This is a genomic window from Chitinophaga ginsengisoli (assembly GCF_003014595.1).
Classification (GTDB): Bacteria; Bacteroidota; Bacteroidia; order Chitinophagales; family Chitinophagaceae; genus Chitinophaga; species Chitinophaga ginsengisoli.
The window spans coordinates 1-1,852 of the sequence record NZ_PYGK01000045.1 but is presented as its reverse complement, the minus strand read 5'-3'; the positions used below and the strand labels follow the sequence as shown (position 1 = coordinate 1,852).

General features: G+C 39.5%; 1 protein-coding gene. It reads left to right on the top strand.

Annotated elements, in window-relative coordinates:
• Positions 1-116: 116 nt before the first annotated feature.
• Positions 117-1,694, top strand: coding sequence for an IS1182 family transposase (locus tag CLV42_RS33585; protein ID WP_106606323.1), 1,578 nt, complete (start codon positions 117-119; stop codon positions 1,692-1,694).
• Positions 1,695-1,852 lie beyond the last annotated feature (158 nt).

Here is a 1,852-nt window from a genome sequence, read left to right as displayed (position 1 = left end):
GAGGCTGACCAAAAAGGTCAGGATCGAAGAAATTAGGGCTGATCTCAAAAAGATCGGCCCTTTTCTTTGCAGAAAGAGGGCCGAGTAGTAATTTAAGTTACCACACAAAAACTACTATGGCAAAAATAGGTACTTCCCGGAAATTTAAATCATATAGTCCCCAACAAGGTTTATTACTTCCCCCGTCGCTGGATGAGTTAATAGGAGAAAAGCACCTGGTTCGGGTGGTGAATGAGGTGGTAGAGGCCATGGATCTTACCGATCTGATGAATTTATATTTAGGAGGAGGCGCCACAGCTTACCATCCCCGAATGCTTTTGAAGGTACTTTTATATGCTTATAGTGTTAAAATTTATACGGGGCGCAAAATTGCACAGGCGCTGAACCAGGATATTCATTTTATGTGGTTGAGTGGGATGAGTCACCCGGACTTTCGCACAATTAACAATTTTCGTAGTAGTAAGGCTAAAGAAGTGATCGAGGTATTGTTTAAAGAGATGCTGGAGTTTCTGATGGCACAAAGCTATATTAAAATGGAAAATTATTTTTGCGATGGCAGTACATTCCGTGCAGACGCAAACCAACATAAAATGGTTTGGAAGAAGAATGCTGAACGTTATAAGGCAACAACGGAGCAGAAATGTAATGATCTGTTCAAGGCAATAGATCAGCTTAATATTGAAGAAGACCATCAGTGTGGCAAGGATGATTTGGCAGAGACCGGCGCAAGCACTGCAGTAACTAAAGAGGCTATCAAGGCACAGATAGAACGACTGAATAAACACCTAAAAAAAGTTACTGACAAACGGGCCAAACGCAAGGCCGCCACCTTGAAAAAGAAACTATATGAAGCTGATAGCAAGATAGAAAAGTATGAATCGCAGATTATCAATGCGGGCAAACGGAGTGGATACAACAGAACGGATAAAGATGCCAGTGCTATGAAGATGAAAAATAAGGTAGAAATACTTCCTGCTTACAATGTAATGGCAGGAAGCGAACAACAGTTCATTACAGGAATAAGTGTTCATCAGAATACTAATGATGGAATATGTTTTAAAGATCATCTTGAACAGGTTCTTCCCCAACAACCATTTAAGCCCGAAAACATTATTGCAGACAGTATTTTCGGCACTGAACAGAATTATGAACTACTGGCCCAACATGAAATAGAGAACTATATGAAGTTCCCTCTCTATCACAAAGAACAAACCAGATCTTTCCAGAAAAATGCCTTTTTGAAAGAGAATTTCCCCTATGATGTTTTAACCGATAGCTATCAATGTCCAGCTGGTAATCGTTTGCTGTTCCGCCACAAGCACAAACAAAATCATAAACGCACCGGATATCAATCAGTGATCAAAGAATATAGTTGCGCAGATTGTAGTGGCTGCCCATTTTATACACAATGCTGCAAGGCAACAAAACAACAGTATCGTAGTATCCAGATTAATGAAAAGCTTGAAAATTATAAGCAGCAGGCTCGGGAAAATCTGGGGACAGAAAAAGGGGGTGAATTAAAAAGGCAAAGAGGTATAGAGATTGAAACTTGTTTTGGAGATATTAAACATAATATGGGGTTCCGTCGCTTCCATCTGAGGGGGCTTGAAAAAGTGCAAACTGAAATTAATCTGGTCGCCATTGCGCATAATATTCGGAAAATATCTATTCAAAGACAAAGAAAAGCTTCCTAAGTAACCCTAAAGCCTAAAAAAAAACCTTTCCATCCTATAGCCTGTCTCAAATTGCAATAGCGGCTAATGAATATGAATATTACTAAAAATATATAGCCCACCGTGGCGAGCTATATATTTTTAATTTTTGTTGAAATCTGACCTTTTTAGTCAGCCCC